At 73.4% G+C, this 24,666-nt stretch carries 19 protein-coding genes, 1 pseudogene and 1 riboswitch; of the genes and pseudogenes, 9 read left to right on the forward strand and 11 right to left on the reverse strand.

What is annotated here, in order from left to right; all coding sequences use genetic code 11:
- Nucleotides 1–72: 72 nt before the first annotated feature.
- Nucleotides 73–2,577 carry a DNA helicase PcrA gene (pcrA, locus tag MOV08_RS17410; RefSeq protein ID WP_275307996.1) on the reverse strand — a complete coding sequence of 835 codons (2,505 nt, stop codon included), beginning with the start codon at nt 2,575–2,577 and terminating at the stop codon, nt 73–75.
- Between the two features lie 252 nt (nt 2,578–2,829).
- Nucleotides 2,830–2,998, forward strand: a riboswitch (cyclic di-AMP (ydaO/yuaA leader).
- 8 nt (nt 2,999–3,006) lie between these two features.
- Here pcrA and MOV08_RS17415 point away from each other — a divergent pair.
- On the forward strand, nt 3,007–4,149 hold the full coding sequence (locus tag MOV08_RS17415; protein WP_275307998.1) for a C40 family peptidase: 1,143 nt from the start codon (nt 3,007–3,009) through the stop codon (nt 4,147–4,149).
- A 149-nt stretch (nt 4,150–4,298) separates the two neighbouring features.
- Here the strand turns inward: MOV08_RS17415 and MOV08_RS17420 are convergent, their stop codons facing one another.
- Complete coding sequence (locus MOV08_RS17420) at nt 4,299–4,652, reverse strand: hypothetical protein (protein WP_016577317.1); 354 nt, start codon at nt 4,650–4,652, stop codon at nt 4,299–4,301.
- A 588-nt stretch (nt 4,653–5,240) separates the two neighbouring features.
- Between MOV08_RS17420 and MOV08_RS17425 the strand changes: the two are divergent.
- A pseudogene (locus tag MOV08_RS17425) lies at nt 5,241–5,597 on the forward strand (C40 family peptidase); the annotation flags it as partial.
- A 110-nt stretch (nt 5,598–5,707) separates the two neighbouring features.
- Here MOV08_RS17425 and MOV08_RS17430 read toward each other — a convergent pair.
- The 4 genes from MOV08_RS17430 to MOV08_RS17445 form a co-directional block, all read right to left on the reverse strand.
- A complete protein-coding gene (locus MOV08_RS17430; RefSeq protein WP_205366323.1) occupies nt 5,708–6,832 on the reverse strand; it encodes an alpha/beta hydrolase in 1,125 nt (374 codons plus the stop codon).
- A 218-nt stretch (nt 6,833–7,050) separates the two neighbouring features.
- Complete coding sequence (locus MOV08_RS17435) at nt 7,051–7,761, reverse strand: LuxR C-terminal-related transcriptional regulator (RefSeq protein ID WP_275308000.1); 711 nt, start codon at nt 7,759–7,761, stop codon at nt 7,051–7,053.
- Between the two features lie 119 nt (nt 7,762–7,880).
- Entirely contained in the window at nt 7,881–9,215 is a 1,335-nt protein-coding gene (locus MOV08_RS17440; RefSeq protein WP_275308001.1) for an ATP-binding protein, read from the reverse strand.
- Nucleotides 9,216–9,307: 92 nt separating this feature from the next.
- A complete protein-coding gene (locus MOV08_RS17445; RefSeq protein ID WP_275308003.1) occupies nt 9,308–11,122 on the reverse strand; it encodes a serine/threonine-protein kinase in 1,815 nt (604 codons plus the stop codon).
- 318 nt (nt 11,123–11,440) lie between these two features.
- Between MOV08_RS17445 and MOV08_RS17450 the strand changes: the two genes are divergently transcribed.
- On the forward strand, nt 11,441–12,874 hold the full coding sequence (locus MOV08_RS17450) for a PspC domain-containing protein (RefSeq protein WP_275308004.1): 1,434 nt from the start codon (nt 11,441–11,443) through the stop codon (nt 12,872–12,874).
- Nucleotides 12,871–13,095, forward strand: a complete 225-nt coding sequence (locus MOV08_RS17455) for a hypothetical protein (protein ID WP_205366318.1) — start codon at nt 12,871–12,873, stop codon at nt 13,093–13,095. The genes MOV08_RS17450 and MOV08_RS17455 overlap by 4 nt, the downstream gene beginning before the upstream one ends.
- An 18-nt stretch (nt 13,096–13,113) precedes the next feature.
- On the opposite strand, the gene MOV08_RS17460 is transcribed toward MOV08_RS17455, so the two are convergent.
- Both MOV08_RS17460 and MOV08_RS17465 read right to left on the reverse strand, forming a co-directional pair.
- Nucleotides 13,114–13,647 (reverse strand): DoxX family protein, encoded by a 534-nt coding sequence (locus MOV08_RS17460; RefSeq protein WP_079142720.1) that lies wholly within the window; start codon nt 13,645–13,647, stop codon nt 13,114–13,116.
- Nucleotides 13,648–13,843: 196 nt separating this feature from the next.
- The gene (locus tag MOV08_RS17465; protein WP_275311812.1) at nt 13,844–15,121 is read right to left on the reverse strand and encodes a hypothetical protein; all 1,278 of its coding nucleotides are present in this window, start codon (nt 15,119–15,121) and stop codon (nt 13,844–13,846) included.
- 279 nt (nt 15,122–15,400) lie between these two features.
- On the opposite strand from MOV08_RS17465, the gene MOV08_RS17470 reads away from it, so the two are divergent.
- Both MOV08_RS17470 and MOV08_RS17475 read left to right on the forward strand, forming a co-directional pair.
- Nucleotides 15,401–16,060 carry a hypothetical protein gene (locus MOV08_RS17470; protein WP_275308006.1) on the forward strand — a complete coding sequence of 220 codons (660 nt, stop codon included), beginning with the start codon at nt 15,401–15,403 and terminating at the stop codon, nt 16,058–16,060.
- Nucleotides 16,061–16,069: 9 nt separating this feature from the next.
- Nucleotides 16,070–16,828, forward strand: coding sequence for a bestrophin-like domain (locus tag MOV08_RS17475; protein ID WP_039633613.1), 759 nt, complete (start codon nt 16,070–16,072; stop codon nt 16,826–16,828).
- A gap of 72 nt (nt 16,829–16,900) precedes the next feature.
- Here MOV08_RS17475 and MOV08_RS17480 read toward each other — a convergent pair whose 3' ends face one another.
- Nucleotides 16,901–17,686, reverse strand: coding sequence for a class II aldolase/adducin family protein (locus MOV08_RS17480; RefSeq protein WP_039633615.1), 786 nt, complete (start codon nt 17,684–17,686; stop codon nt 16,901–16,903).
- Nucleotides 17,687–17,841: 155 nt separating this feature from the next.
- Between MOV08_RS17480 and MOV08_RS17485 the strand changes: the two genes are divergently transcribed.
- Nucleotides 17,842–18,405 (forward strand): SRPBCC family protein, encoded by a 564-nt coding sequence (locus tag MOV08_RS17485; protein WP_275308008.1) that lies wholly within the window; start codon nt 17,842–17,844, stop codon nt 18,403–18,405.
- Between the two features lie 159 nt (nt 18,406–18,564).
- Here the strand turns inward: MOV08_RS17485 and guaA are convergent, their stop codons facing one another.
- Nucleotides 18,565–20,151: a glutamine-hydrolyzing GMP synthase gene (gene guaA / locus MOV08_RS17490; protein WP_039633617.1), complete on the reverse strand. Its 1,587-nt coding sequence runs from the start codon at nt 20,149–20,151 to the stop codon at nt 18,565–18,567.
- Nucleotides 20,152–20,411: 260 nt separating this feature from the next.
- On the opposite strand from guaA, the gene MOV08_RS17495 reads away from it, so the two are divergent.
- Complete coding sequence (locus tag MOV08_RS17495) at nt 20,412–20,738, forward strand: chorismate mutase (protein WP_039633619.1); 327 nt, start codon at nt 20,412–20,414, stop codon at nt 20,736–20,738.
- A gap of 849 nt (nt 20,739–21,587) precedes the next feature.
- On the forward strand, nt 21,588–22,655 hold the full coding sequence (locus MOV08_RS17500; RefSeq protein WP_039633621.1) for a hypothetical protein: 1,068 nt from the start codon (nt 21,588–21,590) through the stop codon (nt 22,653–22,655).
- A gap of 95 nt (nt 22,656–22,750) precedes the next feature.
- Here MOV08_RS17500 and MOV08_RS17505 read toward each other — a convergent pair whose 3' ends face one another.
- Nucleotides 22,751–24,604: a GMC oxidoreductase gene (locus MOV08_RS17505; RefSeq protein ID WP_420834177.1), complete on the reverse strand. Its 1,854-nt coding sequence runs from the start codon at nt 24,602–24,604 to the stop codon at nt 22,751–22,753.
- Nucleotides 24,605–24,666 lie beyond the last annotated feature (62 nt).

Genomic DNA, 24,666 nt, shown 5'->3' on the forward strand with positions numbered 1-24,666 from the left:
CGAGCGCCCAGGGGCCTGCCGCACACCGCGGCAGGCCCCTGCCCGTTCCCGCTGTCCGCGCTGTCCGCGCGGCTAGAGCTTCTCCACCGGTGCGTACCGCAGCAGCAGCCGCTTGGGCTTCTCGCCGCCGAAGTCGATGGTCGCCTCGGCGTTGTCCCCGCTGCCCTTGACGGCGACGACCGTGCCGAGCCCGAAGCTGTCGTGGGTGACGCGGTCGCCGATGGCCAGCGCGACCACCGGGCGGTCCGCCGCGCGCCGGGTCGCGAACCCGCTCGGCCCCTTGGCGCGCGCCGAGGACAGCGACGCCCCGATGCCGCCGCCGAGCCCTCCGCCGCCCGAGGAACCGCGCGACGACAGGCCGCCCATGGACGCCGACGGCGTCGCGGGGCCCGTGCGCTTCCACTCCACGTACGCGTCGGGGATCTCCTCCAGGAAGCGGGAGGCCGGGTTGTACGAGGGCTGGCCCCAGGCGCTGCGCATCGTGGAGCGGGTGACGTAGAGCCGCTCGCGGGCGCGGGTGATGCCGACGTAGGCGAGCCGGCGCTCCTCCTCCAGTTCCTTGGTCTGGCCGAGCGCCCGCATGTGCGGGAAGACGCCGTCCTCCATGCCGGTCAGGAACACCACCGGGAACTCCAGGCCCTTGGCGGTGTGCAGGGTCATCAGCGTGATGACGCCGGAGCCCTCCTCGTCCTCGTCCGGGATCTGGTCGGAGTCGGCGACCAGGGCGACCTGCTCCAGGAACTCGGCGAGCGTGCCCGGGCCCGCGGCGGCACCCTCCGGCGCCTCGCCCTCGCCGCGCTCCTGCTCGAACTCCAGGGCCACGGAGGCGAGTTCCTGGAGGTTCTCGATCCGGGTCTCGTCCTGGGGGTCGGTGGACGCCTGGAGTTCGGCGAGATAGCCGGTGCGCTCCATGACCGCTTCCAGGACCGTGGCGGGGCCGGCCCCGGACTCCACGATCGTGCGCAGCTCCTCCATCAGGGCGTTGAACCGCTTGACGGCGTTGGCGGAGCGGGCGGCCATCCCGTACGCCTCGTCGACCCGGCGCAGCGCCTGCGGGAAGGTGATCTTCTCGCGCAGCGCCAGGGCCTCGATCATCGCCTCGGCGCGGTCGCCGATGCCGCGCTTGGGGACGTTGAGGATCCGGCGGAGCGGGACGGCGTCCTCGGGGTTGGCGAGCACCCGGAGGTAGGCGAGGATGTCGCGGACCTCCTTGCGCTCGTAGAAGCGCACGCCGCCGACGACCTTGTAGGGCAGCCCGACCCGGATGAAGATCTCCTCGAAGACCCGGGACTGGGCGTTGGTGCGGTAGAAGACCGCGACGTCGCCGGCCTTGGCGTCGCCGGCGTCGGTGAGCCGGTCGATCTCGTCGGCGACGAACTGGGCCTCGTCGTGCTCGGTGTCGGCGACATAGCCGGTGATCTTGGCGCCGGCGCCGGCGTCCGTCCAGAGGTTCTTCGGGCGGCGGTTCTCGTTGCGCTCGATGACGGCGTTGGCGGCGGAGAGGATCGTCTGCGAGGAGCGGTAGTTCTGCTCCAGCAGGATCGTGGTGGCGTCCGGGTAGTCCTCCTCGAACTGGAGGATGTTGCGGATCGTGGCGCCGCGGAAGGCGTAGATCGACTGGTCGGCGTCACCGACCACGCACAGCTCGGCGGCGAGCATGTCGTCTGTGCCAGGGCCGACCAGCTCGCGGACGAGGGTGTACTGGGCGTGGTTGGTGTCCTGGTACTCGTCGACCAGGACGTGGCGGAAGCGGCGGCGGTAGTGCTCGGCGACGTCCGGGAACGCCTGGAGCAGGTGGACCGTCGTCATGATGATGTCGTCGAAGTCCAGGGCGTTGGCCTCGCGCAGCCGCGCCTGGTACATCGCGTACGCCTGGGCCAGGGTCTTCTCGAAGCCGTCGGCGGCCGTGCCGGCGAAGGTCTCCTCGTCGATGAGCTCGTTCTTGAGGTTGGAGATCTTCGCGCTGAAGGACTTGGGCGGGAAGCGCTTGGGGTCCAGGTCGAGGTCGCGGCAGACCAGGGCCATCAGGCGCTTGGAGTCGGCCGCGTCGTAGATCGAGAAGGACGACGTGAAGCCCAGCCGCTTGGACTCCCGGCGCAGGATCCGCACGCAGGCGCTGTGGAACGTGGAGACCCACATGGCGTTGGCGCGCGGGCCGACCAGCTCCTCGACGCGCTCCTTCATCTCGCCCGCGGCCTTGTTGGTGAAGGTGATCGCGAGGATCTGGCCGGGGTGGACGTGGCGCTCGGCGAGCAGGTGGGCGATCCGGTGGGTGAGCACCCGGGTCTTGCCGGAGCCGGCGCCGGCCACGATCAGCAGCGGGCTGCCGCTGTGCGCGACGGCGGCCTTCTGCTGGTCGTTGAGCCCCTCCAGGAGCGCCGCCGGGTCGATGGCCGGGCGGGCGGCACCGTCGCGGTAGTAGGACTCCCTGGTCACGGGCGCGTCGAACTTGCCGCCGAAGAGGTCGGCGGGCACGTCCTCGGGGGCCGGGCCGGGCTCGTCCTCGGGCGGGGGCGGGGGCTCCTCGTCCGGGGGGCCGAGGTCCGCCAGGAAGCTGTCGTCAAAGAGGCTGCTCATCGCCCACCGAGTCTAGGCCGCCGCACTGACAACCGGTCCCGGAGTGGCGGATTGCCCCGGTACTGCGCCGGCCGGGGCGGTAACTTGTGCGCTCGTGCCCGGAAACGTGGCGACACTCACCGTGAGGTCACGAAAAGGTTTCGGGCATATCGAACATCAGCCTTCACAGGAGCCACACGAGTTGGCTACGGTCTCGCTCGGGCAGCCCGCTGTCCCCGCGGACGACAGCGTCCGCACGGGCCGCCCCCGCCGAGTCCGGTCCTGCCGTCAGGCACCCGGAGCCGGGGACCCACAAGCACCACTGGGGTGAATCGACCGGTGCGGCCGTCGCCAGGCGGACGCAGCGGTCGTAGGGCAAGCCTTCCGTCAGCACACCGCCCGAACCCGACAGCTAACCCGGTAGGCGGTCCACGGAAGGAGTCGCCGGCCTTGGCGTCCCATCGCAAGCCGCGCACCCCCATACTCGCCACGCCCGGCGGCCGTCGCACCGCGGCCGGGCTCACCACCGCGGCGCTGGCCTCGGTCACGCTGCTCTCGCAGACCGCGAACGCCGCCCCGAATGCGCCGCAGCCCTCCATCGGAGAGGTCAAGCAGAAGGTCGACGACCTGTACCGGCAGGCCGAGGTGGCCACCCAGAAGTACAACGGCGCCAAGGAGAAGGCGGACGGCCAGCAGCGCACCGTGAACCGCCTCCTCGACGAGGCTGCCCGGCTCGCGGACAAGATGAACGAGTCCCGCCGCCGGCTGGGCGCGTTCGCCTCGGCGCAGTACCAGACCGGCGGGATCAGCCCGACCGCCCAGCTGATGCTCGCCAAGGACCCGCAGCAGTTCGTCGACCGCAACCACCTGATGGAGCAGTTGACCGGACGGCAGAAGCAGGCGATCACCGACTACGAGGACCAGGCCGCGACCGCCGCCCGTCAGCGGGCGGAGGCCACCCACAGCCTGGAGGCCCTCCAGCAGTCGCAGGAGACCCTGAAGGAGACCAAGCGAAACGTTCAGTCCAAGCTGGCCGAGGCCCGGCAGCTGCTGTCCCGGCTGACCGCCCAGGAGAAGGCGCGGCTGGCCGAACTGGAGCGCCAGAAGGAGGCGGAGGCCCAGCGCAAGGCCGCCGAGGAGGCCCGCAAGGAGGCCCAGCAGCGCCAGCAGCAGCCCGGCGGCGGTGCCGGCTCAGGGACCGGCACCGGTTCGGGGGGCGGCAGCTCCGACAGCGGCTCGTACTCCACCAAGGCCGGGAAGGCGCTCGCCTTCGCCCGCTCCCAGATCGGCAAGCCGTACGTCTGGGGCGCGACCGGGCCCAGCTCCTACGACTGCTCGGGGCTGACGCAGGCCGCGTGGCGGGCCGCCGGGGTCGATCTGCCGCGCACGACCTGGGACCAGGTCAAGGTCGGCACCCGGGTCTCCAGCAGCGATCTCCAACCCGGTGACCTGGTGTTCTTCTTCAACGACATCAGCCACGTCGGGATGTACATCGGCGGCGGCGAGATGATCCACGCCCCGCACCCGGGCGCCAGCGTCCGGGTGGAGTCGATCTACGGCATGCCGATCTACGGCAGCGTCCGGCCCGCGTAGCCGGCGCACGGGCGCGCCGCGCGCCCGTCATGAACCACCCCCCACACGCCGCCGCGCGGTCATCCGCCGTCTTTGGGAAGTACGGAGCGGGATGACCGCGCGGTGAGTCGTCGCTGCGGCGATGCGGGGCCCGGGGCCGGGCAGGCGGCTCAGGTCCAGAGCACCGCGATGAAGATGTTGAGCATGGTGAGTCCGCCGACCGCGCCGAAGAGCGGCTTGGGGAGCTTCTCCTCGTCGCGCTTGACGTAGACCAGCGCCAGGATCACCACCAGGACGGCCATCTTGATGCCGATCTTGATGTTGTTGAGCGAGTGGTCCTGCATCTGGTTCAGGCCGACCAGGACGATGCCGGTGACCAGCATCGTCAGCGCGCCGTGCAGCATGGCCGGCACGAAGCGGGCGGTGCCCGCGCCCATCGCCTTCATCTGGGTCAGGAAGCCGCCCAGGAGGGAGGCGATGCCGATGATGTGCAGGGCGACGAAGACATTGATTACTACGTCCATAGTGCTGGATCGTATCCGCCCCATAGCACGCCCTTTCCGGCAGGGCGCCCGTGATGCCCGCTTCGGTCAGGGCCCACCGCCCCTCGGCCCTCCCCCGGCCTTCGGGCCGTTCATCCCCCGCACGGTGGCGGTCGGAATCGGGCAATGCCGGGCAAGGGGGTTCCCGACGGCGACACCGGGCCTAGCTTCCTCCTGCAGGCGACCGGGCCCGTACCCCGCCGGTCGTATCCGCCCGCAGGGAAGGAAGTGACGGCCGCCATGGCGTCGCACCACACGGCCGGTGAGCGGCCGCCGCTCGCACCCCCGCCGGCCGGGCCCCGTACGGCCCGCACCGCCCGCACCGGGCTGCTGCTCGCCGCGGACCCGCAGCGCTACCTGGACGGCGCCACGGTCCTGGAGCGCACCGGCAGCCACCAGGCCACCGCGGTTTCCGGCTGGGCCCGCCGGCTGGGCAGCGTCCGCCGGCTCGGCGGCCACCCCGTCGCCACCGCGGAGCGCTCCCCGGAGGCCGCCGCCCCGCGCCGCCCGGCGTACGCGTTGCCGCGCGCCCTGGAACCGGCCGTCGCCGCACCCGCGCCGCCCGCCCCGGCGCCCGGCGACCGCGCCGCCCGGGCGGTGGCCTTCGCCCACGGCGCCCTCGGCAAGCCCTACGCCTGGGGCGCGACCGGCCCGGCCGCCTACGACTGCTCGGGCCTGACCCTGGCCGCGTGGCGGGCCGGCGGCGTCACACTGCCCCGGACGACCTACACCCAGATCACCTCCGGCACCCGCGTCGACTGGCCCCAACTCGCCCCCGGGGACCTGGTGTTCTTCTACTCCGGCATCAGCCACGTGGGCCTCTACGTCGGCGGCGGCGAGATGATCCACGCCCCGCATCCGGGGGCACCCGTCGAGATCGCCCCGCTCGACCGCCTGCCCTTCGCGGGCGCGACCCGCCCGGCATAGCGGACGCCCGCGCGGACGCCCCGCAGAGCAGAAACCCGCCCGTCCGGCCCGGACGGCCCCACGCGAACGCGTCGGGGTGCCGGCCGGCGGGCGGGCGGGGGCGGCAGGCCCTAGCCCCGCAGGTACAGGCCGAACCACCGGAAGATCTCCGGCACTTGGCGCTTCCACACCGGCACGGTGTGGCCGCCCGCGCCCGAGGAGATCTGCTGGACGGTCACCGTCGTCGGGTTCTTCGCGAGCTCCTTGAGGCCCGTGCCGGCCTGGTAGCCGTCACCGCTCGCGCCCGAGATGTACAGCGCGGTGCGGGGCGGCTTCCCGGCCTCGTTGGCAGCCTTGAGGATGTGCATCGGGTTGGTCTCGACGCGCAGCTTGGGGTCCTTGCCGGCGAGCGAATCACGCTCTATGGCCGGGTCGTTGTAGCCGGACATGCCGACGGCCGCGCGGTACCGGTCCGGGTGGGCGAGCGCCAGCTTGGTGGCGCAGTGGGCGCCCGCCGAGTAGCCGGCCAGGCCCCAGGAGTCCGGCTTGTCGCCGGCCCGGAAGTTGTCGATCACCATCTGGCGGACGTCGACGGTCAGCCAGCTGTCGGCGTTGACCTTGCCGGGGATGTTGACGCAGCCGCTGTCGGCGTTGGACAGGACGTTGGTCCGCGGCGCCACCAGGATGAACGGCTTGACCGCCCCGCTCTGCATCAGCGAGCCGAGCTGCTCGTTGGCCTTGAGCGAGCCGAACCAGGACTTGGCGGAGCCGGGGTAGCCGGGCAGCAGCTCGACCACCGGGAACTTCTTGTTCTTGTAGGCGGGGTCGTTGTACTGCGGCGGCAGCCAGACGTACACCTCGCCGTTGACGCCCGAGATCTGGCCCTTGAGGTCGGTCATCTGGACGCCGGCGCCCAGCACCGGGTCGTCGGCCGGCCGGAAGTGCTGGAGCACCTTGGGCTCGTCCTTGAGGTTCTTGCCGCCCAGGCCGTCCGCGCCGAGGTTCCGGGCCTGGTCGATGTGGTTGCCGGTGCCGAGCAGATCGCCCCAGCTGTCGTAGAGGTTGTTGGCGTTGTTGACCATGACGAACACCACCGTGATGGCGGTGATCTGGGCGAACAGCAGCATCAACAGCCGTGCCACGATCCGTACCAGGCGCGGCCCGGCCACTCGTCCCCACAGGGCGAACGGCAGCACGACGGCGACGATCAGCAGCAGGATCGAGAAGAGGAAGAAGGGCGTACCCGTCAGGCTCATCGGGATCTCGTTTCCAGGGATGTGTGCGGCGCAGGGCGTGGGCGTGGTTCCGGCCCCGCCATCGGGCAGCGAGCCTCTCCGCGCCCTTAGATGGCGATCCGCGCGATCCTGGTTGCCCGGCTTGAGCGCTTCTTTACACGCCCCGTCGGCGCCCTGCGCTCCGGGGGCGGCTCCCGGTCATCCGCCCCCGTGCACCCCCTGCACAACGAAACCGCAGGTCAGACCAGTCGCCGCGCGGCCGCCCAGCGGGTGAGCTCATGGCGGTTGGAGAGCTGGAGCTTGCGCAGGACGGCCGAGACATGTGACTCAACCGTCTTCACGGAGATGAACAACTGCTTGGCGATCTCCTTGTACGCGTACCCGCGGGCGATCAGCCGGAGCACCTCGCGCTCGCGCTGGGTGAGGCGGTCCATGTCCTCGTCCACCGGCGGCGCGTCCGTCGAGGCGAAGGCGTCCAGGACGAAGCCGGCCAGCCGCGGCGAGAAGACCGCGTCGCCGTCGGACACCCGGAAGATCGCGTCCACCAGGTCGGTGCCGGTGATCGTCTTGGTGACATAGCCGCGGGCGCCGCCGCGGATGACGCCGATGACGTCCTCGGCCGCGTCGGAGACCGAGAGCGCCAGGAACCGCACCGGCCGCTCGGGGTCGACCATCATCGCGGCGCTGCGGCGCAGCACCTCGACGCCGCCGCCCCCGGGGAGGTGCACGTCCAGGAGGACGACCTCGGGGCGGGTGGCGGTGATGACGGTGATCGCCTGGTCGACGTCGGCGGCCTCGCCGACCACCTCGACCCGGGTCTGCTCGGTCCGGCCGATCTCCGCCTGGACGCCGGTCCGGAACATCCGGTGGTCGTCGACCAGCACGACCCGTACGGTGCGGCCCTGGTCCTCGCCGCCGGCCTCGCCCTGCTGTGCGTCGTCGCTGCTCATGTCGTCCGTCCGTCCTTCGGTGTCTGCCCCGTCATGATCCCCCGGCCCCGGGATGCGGTGTCCCAGAGGCCCGTGGCCGCCTGCATCGCCCCCGGGGGCGGGTGGGAGGTGCGCCGCGCTCATTCCGGCTCCCCCTCTCCTCCGGTGCGGCGCTCGGTGCGCTCGCGGTCCTCGGTGCGCTCCATCTCCAGCTCGACGACCGTGCCGCCGTCGGGCGCGGCGCGCAGCCGGGCGGTGCCGCCGTGGCGCTCCATCCGGCCGATGATGGATTCCCGTACCCCCATCCGGTCCGCGGGGACCGCGTCCAGGTCGAAGCCCGGGCCGTGGTCGCGCACCGAGACGAAGACCGTGCGGCCCTCCACCTCGGCGAAGACCTGGACCGCGCCGCCCTCGCCACCGTACTTGGCGGCGTTGACCATCGCCTCGCGTGCGGCCTGCATCTGGGCGCCGAGCGCCTCGTCCAGCGGGCAGTCGCCGACCACGACGACCTCCAGGGGGACGCCGTGGTGGTCCTCGACCTCGGCGGCGGCGGCCCGCACGGCCTCGGCCAGCGTCGTCGGCTCCTCGTCCTCGTCCTTGCCGCGGCCCTCGGGCTTGTAGAGCCAGGCGCGCAGCTCGCGCTCCTGGGCGCGGGCCAGGCGGGCCACTTCCCGGGGGTCGTCGGCGTTGCGCTGGATCAGGGTGAGGGTGTGCAGGACGGAGTCGTGGACGTGCGCGGCGACCTCGGCGCGCTCCTGGGCGCGGATGCGCATCAGGCGTTCCTCGGAGAGGTCCTGGGTTATCCGCACGAGATAGGGGCCGGCGAGCAGGGCGATGCCGACGACGACGGCGAGCGCGGCCTGGAGCACCGAGCCGAGGTTCTGCACCGAGCCCTGGAGCACGACGATGCCGGTGACCCCGGCGCCGACCAGGAGCACCCCGGCGGCGCCGCGCACCATCGGCACCAGGCCCTTGTTGCGACGTCCGAGCTCCAGCCACTGGGCGCGCCGGGAGTTGTCCGCCTGGCGCCAGACCAGGGCCACACCGGCGCCGATCAACAGCACCGGCCAGAGGTAGACGTTGGCCCGGCCCGGCTGGAACCGGGAGGCCACGATCGCCGCCCCCACCAGAAGCGCGATCAGCGCGACGAGCTGCCCCTTGTCGGGCCTACGGCCCAGCAGTCGCCGCCGGTCCTCCCCCGCCGCGGGCTGCCGGGTCTCGACGCCGCCGACGCCCAGCGGCACGAAGAACCAGAACGCGGCGTAGAGCAGGGCGCCCATGCCGTCGGCCATGAAGAGCGCGGCGAAGACGATCCGCACCCAGGTGACCGGGAGCCCGAGGTGCCCCGCGAGACCGCGCGCGACACCGCCGAGGAGCCGCCCCTCGGCGCTGCGGTAGAGCTTGCGCACGGGCGGGTCGTCGGGGTCCGGCGCCGGGGCGTAGCTCGTCTCGGCGCGGGGGGGCGCTGTGGTCATGCCTCAGATCGTCACACGCCGGCCGGGTCCGGGACATCAGGGTCGACCCTGAACCCGTCCCTGAGCTTGCTCGGGGTTCCCCCGCGGGCCGCTCAGCCCGTCGGCGAGGTCCTCCGGAATCCGTCCTTGACGTTCGCGAAGACCTGCTCGTACTTCGACCAGTTCGCGGACGGCGCGGAGACGTAGATGGCGTACTCCTTGCCGCCCTCGCGGCCGAAGCCCAGGTCGATGCCGCGGTACTCGCGGGCCCGGCCCTGGAAGGAGAACTCCCAGATGGCGGCCGGGTCGCCCTGGAAGATGGTGTCCTGGAGGCGGAGCCGCGTGTAGGGGTACCGGCTCTTGACGTCCGCTTCGAGGCTCTTGAAGTGCTCCACCTGGTCCGCCGAGGCGAAGTCCAGGCAGCTGATCGTCAGCTGGACCAACCCGTCCTCGGAGATGTAGACGATCTGCCGGCCGTTGTCCTGGACGTCCCGCTTCCAGCCGGACGGCACGGGGAAGGAGGCCCCGATGTCCTTCTCCGTGGCCCGGCGGTAGCCCTGGGGCGTGGGCGGTGGCGGGGAGACGCTGGTGTGCGGCACCACGGGCGCGACGGAGGCTCCGTCGCCTGCCTCTGCGGTGGTTCCGTCGTCGCGGTGGGTCAGGTACCAGGCCGTGCCCCCGCCGCCCCCGGTGACCAGGAGGCCGGCGACGACCCAGGCCACGATCCGGCCCCGACGGCGCTTACGGGGAGCCGGGCCGGACGGGAGCACGTCCGTACGGTCGCCGGTGGCCGTGGTGGGGGCCGTGGCGGGGGCAACGCCGTCGGTCACGGCCACCGGGCCGGTGGCCTCGGCGGCCGCGGCATCGGGCGCCGCCGCCGTCTGGCCGCCGGCCTCGGCGGCGCTCCCGGTGGTCGCGCCGGTGTCCGTGTGTCCCGTCGTCCCGGTGCCGCTCTCGGCGGCCACCGGTGTGCCGGCGTGCGCCACGGTCCGGGTGGGCATCTCGGAGATCCCGCCCCCGGTGGACCGGCCGCGGCCGACCGTGCCCAGGGCCAGGGTGGGCCAGCCCATCAACGCCGTGTCCGCCTCGGCCTCGGCCGCCCTCAGCGCCTGCTCGACGACCTCGGCGGTGGGCCGGTCCCCGGGCTCCTTGGCGAGCAGCGCCTCGATCAGCGCGGTGAGCTGACCGGCGTTGCGCGGCGCCTCCAGCGGATCGACGGCGATCGCGTACGCGGTCTCCACGGCGGTGTTCTTGCGGAACGGGGGCTTGCCCTCGACTGCCTGATAGAGCGTCGCGCCCAGCGCCCACAGGTCCGAAGCGGGCCCCGGCGTCGAGCCCTTGACCCGCTCGGGGGCCAGGTAGTCGATGGAGCCGACCAGTTCGCCGGTCTTGGTGAGGGTGGAGGTCCCGGTGGCGACGGCGATCCCGAAGTCGGTGAGGACGACCCGGCCGTCCTCACCGAGCAGGACGTTGCCCGGTTTGACGTCGCGGTGCAGCACACCGGCGGAGTGCGCGGCACGCAGCGCGGCGATCATGCCGCGGCCGATCCGGGCGGTCTCCCGCGGCGTGAGGTAAGTGCCGGACCCGGTGGCCTCCTTGATGGCGTCGCCGAGCGTCGCGGAGGGGACGTACTCCATGACGATGCACGGCGACCCCTCGTCGTCCACGACGTCGTGGACGCTGACGACGTTGGGGTGGTTGATCCGCGCCGCGGCCTGCGCCTCCCGGGTGGTGCGTTCGTGACGGGTGGCCAGTTCGTCCGCGTCCAGTTGGGGCGAGACGTGCAGACGCTTGACCGCCACCTGACGACCGAGGACTTCGTCCCGGGCCCGCCAGACGGTGCCCATCCCGCCCTGACCTATCCGCTCAACCAGGCGATATCGCCCGGCGACCAGTCGCCCCTCATCCACCGACGCCGCTTCCGCCACCGCACGCCCCTCCGGAAACCCGTACGTATTCAGGGCGCAACGATAGTCTTCAGCAGGACGGAAAAGCCCTTCGGCCACCGCCGCGACAGGTCTTTTTCCGGCGCGCGCCCCCGCACGCGGGGCGTTCGCGGCCGGTTCCGGGACATGTCCGGCGCCGCGGCGCGCGCCCGGAGCCGCCGCCCCGGCGACGCGAGGGGGCCGCGGCGACGTCCCCGAGGGAGGCATCCGGGGGACGTCGGGGTCGTCTCGGGGGATATCAGGGATCAGCCAGGGTTCTCACCGATACCGCGGCCCGGCCGCACTTGTCACCATGGCTCCATGAACGATGCACCCACCGCCGCGGAGCCGGCGGACTCCGGCGCCGCCGGCACCACGCCGCCCTCTGGCGCCCCGCTGCGCCGCAGCCGGCGGCACAAGGTCGTCGCGGGCGTGTGCGGCGGCCTGGGCCGGCAGTGGGACATCGATCCGGTGATCTTCCGGGTCGTGCTCGCCGTGCTGTCCATCGGCGGCCTCGGCCTGATCTTCTACGGCTTCGCCTGGCTGCTCGTCCCCCTCGACGGCGAGGAGGAGAACGAAGGGCGCCGGCTGCTCTCCGGCCGCGTCGAGGGCTCGGCCCTGACGGCGCTGCTCTGCGCGCTGGTCGGCTGTGCGCTGTTCCTGACCACCCTCGGCAAGGGCAGCATGATGTCCTTCGCGATCATGGTGACGCTGGCCGTGGCCGGCGCCGTCTACTCGTCGCGCCAGCGCCGGCGCGCCCAGGCCGAGGGCCTGGGATCCGTGGACGCCGCCACGGCCCAGGCGGTCGCCGACGCCCCGCCGGAGGCCACCGCTCCGCCGGCGCCCAACACCCCGTCCTGGTGGCGCGATCCGCGCACCGAGGCGCTGCTGCGCCGGGGCTACCTCTGGGGCCCGGAGGACGCCCGAATCGACATCACCTACGACTTCACCCACGGGGTCTCCGACGGCCCCCGCCCGCGCGGCAGCTGGTCCCCCGGCCCCGCGCCCGCCCCGCGCACCGACGTCGTCCCGCCCCGGCCCGACCGGCCCGCCCTGAGCCGGGGCATCGGCGGCCGCACGTTCGTGCTGGCCGTCCTGGCGGGCACCGGCACCGCCCTGGCCGTCTCCCGGCACGCCGCGCTGGCCCCGTCCCTCCAGGCGGGCCTGGCCTGCGCGCTGGTCGTCTTCGGGCTGGGCCTCGTGCTGAGCGCCTGGTGGGGGCGCACGGGCGGCGGCACGGTCTTCATGACGGTGCTGACCACCGCGCTGTTGGCCGGCGCGATGGCGCTGCCCGCCAACATCACCGCCGACTGGCAGCACCGCACCTGGGCCCCGACCACCGTCGCCGCCGTGCAGCCGCGCTACACCGTCGGCTCCGGCGAGGGCCTGCTCGACCTCGCCCAACTCCCCCTGGAGCCCGGCACCACGGTCCGCACCGGCGCGGAAGTCGGCGCCGGCCGGCTCCGGGTGACGCTGCCGCAGGGTACCGCCGCGATCCTCCGCCTCCGGCTCGGCGTCGGCGACATCCAGCTGCCCGGCGACGCCGCCAACGACGTGGAGATCGTCGCCGGCCACCGCGAGCGGCGGGTCACCCTGCCCGCCGAGGGCCTCAAGAAGGGCGAGCAGCCGCACGGCACGGTCGAGCTCGACCTGGAGGTCGGCGCCGGCCAGATCGCCGTCGAGCGCGCCACCACGACCCCGCCGGTCGCCCCGTCCCCGGCCTCTCCCCCGACCCCGCAGGGAGCCCCCCAGTGAACCGCCACCCCTTCGAGCCCGGCCGGCTGATCACCGGTGCCGCCACCCTCGCCGTCGGCACCGGCTACGGCCTCGACGCCCTCGGCCTCTGGCACGCCCCCCGCCCCTGGCTGTTCCTGGCCCTCCCCGCCGGCCTGCTGGTCGCCGGGATCACCACCGCCGTCTGGGCCACCGTCCGCCGCCACCACCAGCGGGACGCCCCGCCCCCGCAGCCGTCCTGACCCGCGGCCTGCGGCCCGTCATCCGTAGAGCTGCGTCCCGTGCCGCTGGCGGCGGTTGGCCAGTGCCGCGTCCAGCGAGAAGGCGGGCGCGCCGGCCAGCACCAGCGGTGTCCAGGCCATCAGGTAGGCCAGGTCGTTGCCGTAGTAGTACGGGGTGGACGGCCAGCTCACGGTGAGCCATAGCGTCAGCGAGATCAGCGCGCCGCCCAGGGCCGCCAGCCGCCCCAGCAGCCCGATCAGCGTCCCGATGCCGACCAGCACCTCACCGCCGGCGACGGCATAGCCGAAGCCCACCGTGCTGTGCTGGGCCAGCTCCACCAGTTGCGGCAGCGCGGCGGTGTCGTGCACCTGCCGCAGCAGGTCGCTCAGCGAGCCCTTCGCGCCACCGGACAGGAACGCCCGGTCCGTCAGTTTCTGGAGTCCGGCGTAGAGGAAGGTCGCGCCCAGGAAGAGCCGCAGCGGGAGCAGCGCGTGCCGCCCCAGTCCGCTCCGGAGCCCGACGGGTCGGGCAGCGCCCACGTCGACCGGGCGTGTGCGGTGTGCGTGAGCCATGACGTCGCCTCTCCGTTGCCACCGGGAGCAGCCGATTGTGCCGCCGCCCGCACGGCTTGGCGAGATGCGTACGCAGGGACGCGCGAGATTCCCTCCCACGCCGACCCGTGGGGCCGCGGCGCGCCGTCGCGACGGCCGCCGGGGCGCCTGCCGCCCGCCCCGCAGGAACGGGGGCGGAGGCAGCCGCCCGGCCCGCTCAGTCCTGGACCTCGATGCGATAGCCGCGGGTCTCCGCCCCGGCCGCCGTGATCACCCGGACCTCCACGGGCCCCGGCTCCACGTCGACCGGCACCGGCACGGTCAGCACCCCGTCCGTCGGATTGGCGAAGCCCCCGGGCACCGGCACCAGCGGGACCGGCACGTGCACCCCGCCGATCCGGACGACCGTACGGGCCAGCCGGTCCGGGGTGGTCGCACCGGGCGGCACGAAGCCGGTACCGCGGATCTCGATGTCGTCGCCGGTGCGGATCGGCGCGGCGAGATCGCCCAGCTCCCGGGCGCGGACGACGGAGAGGATCACCGGCCGGCCCCCGGCGACGGCCTTGCCCGCCAGATACGTCATCGCCGAGAGCGCCACCAGGACGACCAACACCCAGGGCAGCGCGGGCAGTCGGGTCGGGTCGGCGGCCAGGCGCACCTGCGCGAAGCCCAGCACCGCGATGTTCACCAGCACGTACTGCGCGTCGGTGAAGCTGCCGCGGCCGGCGTCGTCCGCCAGCAGGTCGGCGGCCCGGGGCCGGTCCGCCGGGATCTTCTGCACCCGCCCGGTACGGACCCGTCCGGCGGTCATCCCGTAGGCCAGCACCGCCACCGCGCAGCCGATGGCCAGTATGGCCAGCAGCCCTCCCGAGGCGGCGAGTCCGAGCCCGGAGAGCAGCCGGCGCCGGGCGTCCGGGCCCGCGGCCACCGCCAGTTGGACGGCGAGCGTCAGGACGGCGTAGAGCACCGCCGCCGTCCAGGCCGCGGCGATCGCGCGGGAGGTGGACAGCCGGTGGTCCTCGCCGACCAACGGGGCCAGCGCGCCGCCCTGTTCACGGTGGAGCCAGGCCGCCGCGGTCGCCCCGAGGGCCAGCACGGCGGCCGCGACCAGGGTGGCCGTGCGGCCCGTCGTCCAGCCGGTGCCGACGGCGGTGAGCGCCTGCCCGAGCAGCAGCGCCAGCACCGCGGCCCACACCACGGCCACGGTGCGCCGACGGACGACCGCCGGCCAGGAGGCGCCCTCGGCGGCGCCGCGCTCGGCCAGCATCCGGGCGGAGAGGGTCAGTTCGTCCGACACCCACTGCCGGGCGGCGCCGGCGGAGCGTGCCAGCCCGGCCGGCACCCCGCGCCCGGCGGCGAACTCCTCCCGCAGCGCGACGAACGCGGCGATCGCCTGCCGGTGCCCCTCGCGGGCGCCGTGCGGGCATCGTCCGCACCGGCACGCGCCACCGTCGCCGGGCTGCCCGCCGCCTCCGGGCTCGCCCCTTCCGGCCACTGTGCTCGCCGAATCCACCGACACGTCCGTACCGCCCCGCCGCCGCTTGTATCAACTTCTCGTCTCTCAACGGGAATTGTGCCCCAGGGCACCGGGCCGGCCGGTAATCGTCCTGGTCACGGAAGTCCCGTGCGGCGGCGGCAGGTTGACGCTCACCTGTGCGCCGGGCGGCGCGGCGGCCCGTACGGTGTCCGGACAACCCGGCCCGTGCTTCCCCCGTTCGGGCGAATCGCCGTCGATCGGCGGCTGCCCGGCCCGGCCGCTGCGCAAGCTCCCGCCGTGCGCGAGAGACACGATTCCGTCCGAACCGGCGCCGCCCCGCGCCGGCGCCGGCCCCCGTTCGCCACCCTGGCCCGTGCCGCGGCGCTGTCGCTGGCCGCGGCGTCGACGCTCGCGGCGGCCCTGGCCCTGGTCGGCTCCGCGCCGGCCGCCGCCCGTCCAGGGGCCCTCCAGCGGCCGTCCGACGACAACTGTGCCTTCGCCGGCACCTCGCCCCCCGTCGAGCTGCCCACCGATTTCCCCGTGCCGCCGGGCTGGCACATCCCCTGCACCACGCCCACGCCCACCCCCACGCACCGGCCCGCACCGCCGTCCCCGGCACCCCCGCGGGCCGCGGCGCCGCGCCCCCAGCCGCGGCCCACCCCGAAGGCCGCCCCCGTGCCGCGGCCGTCGCCGCCGGCTCCGCCCGTCCGTCCCGCGCCCCCCGATCCGCCGCCGCCCGCCCCCACGCCGCAGCCCGTGCACCACCTGGCGCTGCCGGTCCCCGCCCGCCCGCTCGGCTACACCCCGGCCCACCACAAGCCGCACCGCGGGCACTCCGTGGTGACCAGGACGCTGCTGGTCACCACCCCGGCGGTGCTGGCCGGCGCCGCGCTCCGTCCCCGTTCGCGTTCCGCGTCCCGTTCCGCGTCCCGCTCGGCCGGGCGCAGCTCCTCGTAGGAGGTCTCCATGTCGCAATGGCTGGTGTTGACCATCGCCATGGCCGCGGTCTGCGGCGTCGTCCTGACCATCACCGTCCTCAAGGAGCGCCGGATCGGCGAGGACGACGACCCGTCCGAGACGCCCGATGTGATCGAGTACCTGACGATGATGGTGGGGGTGGTCTACGCGATCGTGCTGGGCCTGGCCATCGCCGGCGTGTGGGAGGCGCGGAGCACCGCCGAGGACACCGTGCGGGCCGAGGCGCAGGCGCTGCACGAAGTCAGTGAACGGGCCCGCGTGTGGCCGGCGCCCGTACGGGACACCATCCGCGCGGACGTCAACTCCTATGTGGACTACGTCGTCCACAAGGAATGGCCCGTGATGGCCGAGCGCGGGGAGCTCACCCAACGGGGCGGCGACCTCCTGGCGAAGGTCCGTACGGACGTCATGGAGTACCACCCGCGCGACGACTTCGAGCGGGAGTCCTACCAGCCGCTCGTCGACCAGGTCGCGGCCGCGGACAGCGCCCGGATGGCCCGTGCGGACGCGGCGGACTCGACGCTCCCGGGGGTGGTGTGGTTCGGGCTGATCATCGGGGGCGCGATCTCCATCGGCGTGATGTACACGCTCCAGATCCGGCGCTCGGGGCGGGAGATGCTGATGGCCGGCCTGTTCAGCGCGCTGATCGCGTTCCTGCTGTTCCTCGTCTGGGACTTCGACGCCCCGTTCAGCCGCGGCCTGCCGGCGGCGGCGGACCCGTTCCTACAGCTGTTCCCGCAGAAGTGACGTACGAGGGGCGGCGTTTCGTGGCCGGCCGGCCGCGTGGCGCCGCCCCGCCCGTCGTGCCGGCGGCGCGGCTCAGCCGAACATCTCCGGCTCGCTCCGCGCGATCTGCTGGTACAGCGGCTGGTAGTTGATCCACGCGACCAGGTCGTTGCCCAGTTGCTCACGGGTGCGCACCGCGTCCTGATGGGAGATCAGCACCGGTTTGCCGGCCGCCTTCGCCGCCAGCTGCACCTGGCAGCAGCGTTCCATGGCGAGGAACCACCAGGCCGCCGCGTCGACCGAGTCGGCCACCGTCAGCAGTCCGTGGTTCCGCAGGATCACGGCCTTGTGCGGGCCGAGCACGGCGGCGATCCGGCGCCCCTCCTCCTCGTCGACCACCACGCCCGTATAGGCGTCGTAGAGGGCGTGGTCCTCGTAGAAGGCGCAGACGTCCTGGGTGATCGGGTCCAGCGGCTCCCCGAGGGCGGCGAGCGCCCGGCCGTAGGTGGAGTGGCTGTGGGCGACGGCGACGACGTCCGGGCGGGCCCGGTGGACCTGCGCGTGGATGGTGAACGCCGCCTGGTTGACGTGGTGGCGGCCCTCGACGACCTTCCCCTCGCCGTTGACCAGGATCAGGTCGCCGACGGTCATCAGCGCGAAGGAGACGCCGAAGGGGTTGACCCAGAAGCAGTCGGTGAACTCCGGGTCCCGCACGGTGATGTGGCCCGAGACGCCCTCTTCGAAGCCGTACCGCGCGAAGAGGCGCAGCGCCGCGGTCAGGCGTTCCTTGCGGTGCCGCCGCTCCTCCTCGACGCCGGTGTGCCGCGGCGGCATCGCGAACTGCAGCTGCTCGGTGGGTATCGGCGTCGGCTCGGGCATGGCGGTTCTCCTCCTGGCGCGTACGGCTCACGGCGCTCGGGCGGAAGCTACCCTCCGCTTGCGTCGGAGGCCAGGCCCGCGGCGTCACGAAACGCGCCGCCGCGTCGTCTTCCTGTTCGCCGCCCTCCGCGGCACGAGGAGAGACGAGGCACACCATGCGCACCACCACGGCCCTGGCCACCCCCGCCCGCGCCCGTTCCGTCACCCGGGAGCTCGCGGCCACCCCGCAGCAGATCTTCGCCGTCCTCCGGGACCCGGCCCGGCACGCCGCGCTGGACGGCTCGGGCATGCTGCGCGGGCACCCCGACGGGCCGGCGCTGCTGGGTCAGGGCGACCGGTTCGGCATGGCGATGGCGCAGGCCGGGCTCGCCTACCGCTCGGTGAACGTGGTGGTGGAGTACGCGCCGGACCGGCTGATCGCCTGGGAGACCTGGGGCGAGTTCCGTGGCCGCCGGCTGGTCGGCGGCCAGCGCTGGCGGTTCGCGCTGCACGAGCTGTCCGCCGGGGACGGCTCCCGCCCGGCCCGGACCCGGGTGACCCACACCTACGACTGGTCGCGGGCCCGGCTTCCCCGCCTGACCATCGAACTCCCCGGCTATCCGCGGCGGATGGCCCCGGCGATGGCGACGACGCTGGACCGGCTGGCGGCGGCCGTGGAGGACCGACCGACCGACCCCGGCCCAGGGGCCGGGCCTACTGCGCGCGCCGATGACCGCTGAGCGGCTCCACACCGCGCAACAACGCCGAGTGGTCGAGCGCGCCGACGGTGACGATGCCCGGTGCCGCCACCGCCCGCGGCGCGCGCACGACGCGCAGAAACGGCAACGCCGCCGCCCACGAGCGGGGCGGCGGCGTTGCCGTCGGGCGTCAGTGGGAGGTCACTCCCACTCGATGGTGCCCGGCGGCTTGCTGGTGACGTCCAGGACGACGCGGTTGACGTCCGCGACCTCGTTGGTGATCCGGGTGGAGATCCGGGCCAGGGCCTCGTACGGCATCCGCGTCCAGTCCGCGGTCATGGCGTCCTCGGAGGAGACCGGGCGCAGCACGATCGGGTGGCCGTAGGTGCGGCCGTCGCCCTGGACGCCGACCGAGCGGACGTCGGCGAGCAGGACCACCGGGCACTGCCAGATCTCGCGGTCCAGACCGGCCGCGGTCAGCTCCTCACGGGCGATGGCGTCGGCCTCGCGCAGCAGGTCGAGGCGGTCCTTGGTGACCTCGCCGACGATGCGGATGCCCAGGCCGGGGCCGGGGAACGGCTGGCGGTGGACGATCTCGTCCGGCAGGCCCAGCTCGCTGCCGACCATCCGGACCTCGTCCTTGAAGAGCTGGCGCAGCGGCTCGACGAGCTCGAACTCGATGTCGTCGGGCAGGCCGCCGACGTTGTGGTGCGACTTGATGTTCGCGGTGCCGGTGCCGCCGCCGGACTCGACGATGTCCGGGTAGAGCGTGCCCTGGACCAGGAAGGCCACTTCCTCGCCCTCGGCGCCGGCCTCGGCGACCAGCTCGGCCTGGGCCTGCTCGAAGACCCGGATGAACTCCCGGCCGATGATCTTCCGCTTCTGCTCGGGGTCGGAGACCCCCTTGAGCGCGTTCAGGAAGCGCTCGGCGGCGTCGACGACCTTCAGCTGCACGCCGGTCGCCGCCACGAAGTCCTTCTCGACCTGCTCGGTCTCGCCCTTGCGCATCAGGCCGTGGTCGACGTAGACGCAGGTGAGCTGGTCGCCGATGGCCTTCTGGACCAGGGCGGCGGCCACCGCGGAGTCCACGCCGCCGGACAGCCCGCAGATCGCCCGCTTGCTGCCGACCTGCGCGCGGATCGCGGCCACCTGCTCCTCGACCACGCTGGTGGTCGTCCAGGTCGGCTCGATGCCCGCGCCGCGGTAGAGGAAGTGCTCCAGGACCTGCTGGCCGTGGGTGGAGTGCAGCACCTCGGGGTGGTACTGGACGCCGTAGAGCTTCTTCTCGTCGTTCTCGAAGGCGGCGACCGGGACCAGGTCGGTGGACGCGGTGACGGTGAAGCCCTCGGGGGCGGCGGAGCAGGCGTCGCCGTGCGACATCCACACGGACTGCTCGGCGGGGGTGCCCTCGAAGAGGGTGGAGCCGGGCTTGCTGACGGTCAGCGCGGTGCGGCCGTACTCACGGGCACCGTTGTTGTCGACCGTGCCACCGAGGGTGGTGGCCATCAGCTGGAAGCCGTAGCACATGCCGAAGACCGGGACACCGGCCTCGAACAGCGCACGGTCGAGGCTGGGGGCGCCGTCGGCGTAGACCGACGACGGACCGCCGGAGAGGATGATCGCGCTGGGGTTCTTGGCGAGCATGTCGGCCACCGGCATGGTGGACGGCACGATCTCGCTGTAGACCCGGGCCTCTCGGACCCGTCGGGCGATGAGCTGGGCGTACTGTGCGCCGAAGTCGACAACGAGGACGACGTCCGGTGCGGCGGCAGGGGGCGCTGATGGCACTTCGGCGGCCTTCCGGCGGTGTGGAGCGGGGTTGGACTTTCGATTCTAACGGGCTCATACTGAACGCCATGTTCCAGCAGTACAGCTTCGCTTTTACCTATGGCACCGGCCCGTCCGGCTGCCATGGTCGTGCTGCTTGATCGACTGACACACGACTTCCCCAGGCGCCCCGGGCCGATGACGGTCCGGGGCGCTGGTGTTTGTCCGGGACCGCAGCGGTCGCCAGGGCTCCAGGGGCTCCCACCCCAGGAGGAACGGACATGACCACGCCGAACAACACCGCGCGGACGACGCCCACCACCACCGTCACCGCCGCCCCGGACTCCGGTGCGCACACCCCCGAGGCGGCCGAGGTGATCCGGGACGCCCGGCATCGGATCGATGATCTCGACGGGCGGATCATCGGGCTGATCCAAGAACGGATGGCCGTCTCGGCGGTCATCCAACGCGAGCGGACCGCCGCCGGCGGGCCCCGGCTGAACCTCTCCCGGGAGATGGAGGTGCTGGCGCACTACAGCGACCAGCTCGGCCGGTCGGGCACCGCGCTGGCGATGACCCTGCTGGAGCTCTCCCGGGGCCGGGTCTGAGACCGGACGCGCGGCCGGGCGCGAGGCCGGATTCGATCGGTCCCGCGGCCCGTTTCCGGGTGGGAGCCGAGTGGGGGCCCGGCTGGAACTGAGTTCGGGTGCCCTCTCACCCGTACGGCGCGTGACCGGGCGCCGAGAGGGTTCGTTGTTCCCGGTGCCACGCCAGCCAGGCGCGGCCTGCAGGACTACGCGTAGACGCCGCCCCACGGGCGGAAAGCCGGAGCGATGAGACGCCGGCCGCTGGCAGCGGTCCGCGTCGTGGGACCTCGTTCCGGTCCGTGACCGGTCAGCAGGGGACAGCAGCCCGGTCACACCGATGGGGTGGTCGGTCCTGGGGACGCCCGGGACCGACCGCATCCGGTCGAAACGGTTGCGCCAGGTGAGGCGCATCCTGGACGATGTTTGACGAACCGCAGACCGCTTCCGGTGCGAGCCTTCACCTCGCACGCCATTGGTCCAGACCACAGCGCGAGCGGTACATCGCGCACCACCCCGCACCGATCCGCACCACCCCGATGAGCCAGCGGCGCTACCCCCCCCCCAGCGCCGCACATCGGTGCCGGCGCTGCCCTGACGCCGGCACCGAAAGCCAAGGGCCCCGTAGCCTCCGCGTTCCCCCCTCGCGGACGGATTCCGGGGCCCTTCGCTGTGGGCCGGTTGCGCGTTGCCCATGGGGCGCCTGTGAAGCGTGTGACCGGGATCACGGCGATCTTTTCAGTTGAGCGAACAACTTTTTTCGGCCAAGCGTGGTCACGTACCTGACAACGCACGGCCCTACCGCGCCCCATCGCGACGGCCGGCACCCCGATGTGCCGCGCCACGGCACTGTGGACCCGAGAGGTCTTCTGGATGAAGCTCCGCCGTGCCCTGACGACCGTCGCCGCGACGGCCGTCATAGCCCCCGCCGCCCTCATGGCGGCTCCCGCCGCCCACGCGACCGGTCCCGACTCCGAGCCCAGCGCGAGCGCCGCCCCGACGCCGTCCGCCCCCGGCCCGGAGCAGAGCAGCACCCCCACCCCGCCGGCCGAGACCCCCGCCGGCGGCGGGGCGGGCACCCCGGGCGGCGAGACCCCGCCCGGCGGCGAGGGCGGCGCCACGCCGTCGGCGTCGGCCACCCCGGGCGGCGCCATCACGCCGGCCCCCACCGCCGGGCCCACCGCGCCGGCCACCCCGACCGCGCCCGGCACCCCGTCGACCACCCCCTCCGACGAGCCCGAGTGCACCATCGACGACGCGTCCCTCGACGTCACCGTGGCGAACCTGCCCTCGAAGCTGGTCGCCGGCGGCGACTGGTCGCGGTTCACCATCAAGCTGGCGAACACCACCGACAGGAAGCTGGACGAGGTCTACCCGTTCGTCCTCGCGGTGCCGCTGGAGGACGGCGCGGGCCGCCCCGGGTCCTCGCTGCACCTGGAGTACCAGGACCCGAACACCGGCAAGTGGACCGCGTTCGGCCAGTGGTCCGACGGCGACTACTTCGGCTGGTTTGAGCTGGAAGCGCACCGGACCGCCGAGTTGGGGATGCGGATCCGCGCCGACAAGAGCGCCCCGCCCGGTGACGGGTTCGCGCTGGTCGCGGGCGACTACTACAACGAGGACGGGTCCTGCGGCTCGTCGCAGGAGCAGTGGTACGACTTCGCGGTGCTGTCCGCCGGCAGCAGGCCCGGCGAGGTCCCGCCGGCCGAGCCCGGCAAGCCGGGCACCAAGCCGGGCCCGCAGGGCGGCGTCAGGCCGGTCGGCACCGGCAGGCCCGGGAAGGACCTGGGCAGGCTGCCGGTGACCGGCAACCTCGCCGCGACCGGTTCCTCGTCGGCGCTGCCGACGATCGGCCTGGTGGGCGGCGTGGCCATCGCCGTCGGCGCCGGGGCGGTCTTCGCCGTCCGGCGGCGCAGGGCGACCGGCGGCACGGCCGCGTAACGCGCCGTGCAGCGCTGCGCAGCGCAGCCTGTGAGGCGTACTGCCCGACGCGCACCGCAGGACGGGCGGAGGGGCGCCCCTCCGCCCGTCCGCGGCTACTTCTTGGGCGGGACCGGAGGAACCGGCAGCAAGGGCAGTTTGAGCGCGCCGAAGGCCGATGCGGGGACGGCCGGGCGGACCGGCTCGACCGGCGCCACCCGCACGTACGGCCGCCCGGGGGCCGGACGGGGGTCCGCCTCGCCCTTGTTGGGCCACAGGGACATGGCGCGCTCGGCCTGGGCGGTGATCGTCAGGGAGGGGTTGACGCCGAGGTTGGCGGAGACCGCGGACCCGTCGACGACCGAGATGCCCGGGTGGCCGTAGAGGCGGTGGTAGGCGTCGATGACGCCGTGGTCGGCGTCCGCGCCGATGGGGCAGCCGCCGAGGAAGTGCGCGGTCAGCGGGGTGCCCATCAGCTCACCGACGTTGCTGCCCGCGAAGCCGTTGATCTCCTGGGCGAGCAGGGTGGCGGCCTCGGTGGCCTCGGGGATCTGGTTGGGGTTGGGGGCGCCGTGGCCCTGCCGGGCGGTGAGCAGGCCCTTCCCCAGGCCGCGCGGTTTGCGGTACGTGGTCAGGGAGTTGTCCAGGGACTGCATCACCAGGCCGATGATGGTGCGCTCGGACCAGCGGCGGTTGGAGAGCGAGCGGAGCGCCAGCACCGGGTGGCGGACCATGTTGCCGGCCCAGCCCAGGACCCGGCCGGCCGGCCGGTACGGGACCTGAAGGATCGTCAGGCCACCCATGGAGTTGGAGCCCTTGCCGTAGCGGACCGGCTCGATGTGGGTGTTCTCGTCGGGGTGGATGGACGAGGTGATCGCCACGCCCTTGGTGAAGTCGACCCGGTCGGCGCCGTGCCGTTCGCGGTAACGCCGGCCGGTGGTCTGGGCGCCCACCAGCGCCTCGGAGTTGGTGCGGGTCAGCGCGCCGAGGCGGTCGGAGAGGTACGGCAGCAGCCCGCTGTCCTTCATGCGGTGCAGCAGCGTCTGGGTGCCGTAGGTGCCGGCGGCCAGCACCACCCGGCGGGCGGTGAAAGTCCTGCCCGCGCCCTTCTTCTTGTTGTCGGTGGGCAGCGTCCTGACGGCGAAGCCGCCGCGGGAGTCCTCGGTGAGCGTGACGACCGAGGTCATCGGGTGGATCACCGCGCCGGCCTGCTCGGCGAGGTGGAGGTAGTTCTCGGTGAGGGTGTTCTTGGCGCCGTGCCGGCAGCCGGTCATGCACTCGCCGCATTCGGTGCACGCCCGGCGGGACGGGCCCGCACCGCCGAAGTACGGGTCGGGGACCTCCCCGCCCGGCTTCGCCCGGGCCGCGCCGGCGGCGTCCTCGCCGTCCCCGAAGAACACCCCGACCGGCGCCATGTGGAAGGAGTCGGCGACCCCCATGGCCTGCGCGGTCGCCTTCAGGTGGACGTCGGACGGGGTCATCGTCGGATTGAGCCGGACCCCGAGCATCCGCCGGGCCTGGTCGTAGTACGGCTTCAACTCCTGCTGCCAGTCGGTGATCCGGCGCCACTGGGGGTCGTCGAAGAACGCCTTCGGCGGGACGTAGAGGGTGTTGGCGTAGTTGAGCGAGCCGCCGCCCACCCCGGCGCCGGCCAGCACCATCACCTTGCCCAGCAGGTGGATGCGCTGGATGCCGTAGAGGCCGAGCGCCGGGGCCCACAGGTAGTTCCTGAGGTCCCAGGAGTTCTTCGGCAGGGTCTCGCGGGTGAACCGCCGGCCGGCTTCGAGGACGCCGACGCGGTAGCCCTTCTCGGTCAGGCGGAGGGCGGAGACGGAGCCGCCGAAGCCGGAGCCGATGACGATGACGTCGTAGTCGTAGGCGTAGGCGTCGGGGTTCTCTTGGGCGGGGCGCCCGGCATCGGCGGACCGCCCTTCCGGGGCGTGGGGTTGGGCAGGGTTGGGCTGTGGCACCGGTACCTCCGTGTCCGTTTTCGGGGCTCCGCCCCGGACCCCGCTCCTCAATCGCCGGAGGG

The sequence above is a fragment of the Streptomyces yunnanensis genome, assembly GCF_029011865.1.
Lineage (GTDB): Bacteria > Actinomycetota > Actinomycetes > Streptomycetales > Streptomycetaceae > Streptomyces > Streptomyces yunnanensis.